This window comes from Streptomyces sparsus (assembly GCF_054776295.1).
In genome coordinates this window covers 1-2164 of sequence record NZ_BAAHCA010000844.1, presented here as the reverse complement: position 1 = coordinate 2164, position 2164 = coordinate 1, and the positions used below count along the sequence as shown (strand labels likewise).

The following is a 2164-nucleotide window of genomic DNA, read 5'->3' as shown; positions in this document are numbered from 1 at the left end:
CGGGCGCGCTGTCGGTCGCGCTGAGCCGGCTGCTCCGCGACGGCGAGCTGCGCCGGCGCCTCGGTGCCGCCGGACGGGAACGGGTGCTGGGCCGCTTCACCTGGGAGCAGGCCGCCGTCGGTACCGTGCAGCGGTACCGGGAGTCACTCGCGCACGCCCGTCAGCGCACGTGAGCGACATCCCCCTCGCCCGCCTCCCGGCTTCGCGTCTCCCCCGGCCCTTACCGCACCCCGTGCCGCACCGGCTTCCCGCCGCCCCGGCTTCCCGCCCTCCACGCCGCCCCGACCCCCGGACGAAAGCAGAGTCTCCGTGCTGACCGTCGATTTTTCCCGGTTCCCGCTCGCCCCCGGCGACCGGGTGCTCGACCTGGGCTGCGGCGCAGGCCGTCACGCCTTCGAGTGTTATCGCCGCGGCGCGCGGGTGGTCGCCCTGGACCGCAACGCGGCCGAGATCCGGGAGGTGGCGACCTGGTTCGCCGCCATGGAGGAGGCCGGCGAAGCCCCGGCCGGTGCCACCGCGACCGCCATGGAAGGGGACGCGCTGGCGCTCCCGTTCCCCGACGACAGCTTCGACGTCGTGATCATCTCCGAGGTGATGGAGCACATCCCGGACGACAAGGGCGTGCTCGCCGAGATGGTCCGGGTGCTGCGCCCGGGCGGACGGATCGCGGTGACCGTGCCGCGCTACGGCCCGGAGAAGGTGTGCTGGGCGCTGTCCGACGAGTACCACGAGGTGGAGGGCGGGCACATCCGCATCTACCGTGCCGACGAACTGCTCGACAGGATGCGCGAGGCCGGGCTCCGGCCCTACGGGACGCACCACGCCCACGGGCTGCACTCGCCGTACTGGTGGCTGAAGTGCGCCTTCGGGGTGCGCCGGGACGGTGACGACGCCGCGCTGCCGGTGCGGGCGTACCACAAGCTGCTGGTCTGGGACATCATGAAGAAGCCCGTGGCGACCCGGCTCGCCGAACGGGCCCTCGATCCGCTGATCGGCAAGAGCTTCGTCGCCTACGCCACCAAGCCGCACGGGCCCCGGGTACCGGCGTGACGAGCCCGGAGCGCACCGAACGGCTCGTCCTGCCCGGCGTGCTCACCGCCGAGCAGGCCGCCGAGACGGTCGCCGGCATCGCGGCCGTGCAGCGCACCGACGGCGCCATCCCCTGGTTCCGCGGCCACCACCTCGACCCGTGGGACCACGTCGAGGCGGCGATGGCGCTGGACACCGCGGGCGAGCACGAGCGGGCGGAGGCCGCCTACCGGTGGCTCGCCGAGAACCAGTTGCCGGACGGCGCCTGGTACGCCGCCTACCTCGACGGGGACGCCGCCCGGCCCACCGACCGGGGGCGGGAGAGCAACTTCTGCGCCTACGTGGCCGTGGGAGTGTGGCACCACTACCTGGCGACGGGCGACGACGCGTTCCTGGACCGCATGTGGCCGGTGGTGAGCCGCGCCGTCGAGTTCGTGCTCGCGCTCCAGCAGCCGGGCGGGCAGATCGGCTGGAAGCGGGAGGCCGACGGCACGCCCGTGACCGACGCGCTGCTCACCGGCTCCGCGTCGATCCACCAGGCGCTGCGCTGCGCACTGGCCGTCGCCGAGCACCAGGAGGAGCCGCAGCCGGACTGGGAGCTGGCCGTCGGCTGGCTGCGGCACGCCGTCCGGCACCATCCGGAGCGTTTTCTCGACAAGTCGCGCTACTCGATGGACTGGTACTACCCGATCCTGGGCGGCGCGGTGACCGGCGACGCGGCCCGGCAGCGGATCGACGAGGGCTGGGACCGGTTCGTGGTGCCCGGCCTGGGTGTGCGCTGCGTGGTACCCAACCCCTGGGTGACGGGCGGTGAGAGCGCCGAACTGGCCCTGGCGCTGTGGGTGATGGGTGAGTCGGACAAGGCCCTGGACATCCTGCGCTGGATCCAGCACCTGCGTACCGGGGACGGCATGTACTGGACCGGCTACGTCTTCGACGACAAGACCGTCTGGCCCGAGGAGAAGACGGCCTGGACGGCCGCCTCGGTGCTGCTGGCCGTCGCCGCGCTGGGCGGTGACGAGGCCACCATGCAGGTCTTCAGCGGTGAACGGCGGCCGTCCGGCCTGGAGCCGGACTGCTGCCCGGCGTAAGCCGGGGCGCGCGGGCCAGGGTCCGGGCGTCGACGGCCACGGCG

2 protein-coding genes are annotated in these 2164 nt (G+C 73.6%); both read left to right on the top strand.

Annotated elements, in window-relative coordinates; all coding sequences use genetic code 11:
* Positions 1-309: 309 nt before the first annotated feature.
* Positions 310-1050, top strand: a complete 741-nt coding sequence (locus tag ACYVE9_RS24070) for a class I SAM-dependent methyltransferase (protein WP_461029995.1) — start codon at positions 310-312, stop codon at positions 1048-1050.
* Positions 1047-2120 (top strand): prenyltransferase/squalene oxidase repeat-containing protein, encoded by a 1074-nt coding sequence (locus ACYVE9_RS24065; protein ID WP_461029994.1) that lies wholly within the window; start codon positions 1047-1049, stop codon positions 2118-2120. The genes ACYVE9_RS24070 and ACYVE9_RS24065 overlap by 4 nt, the downstream gene beginning before the upstream one ends.
* Positions 2121-2164 lie beyond the last annotated feature (44 nt).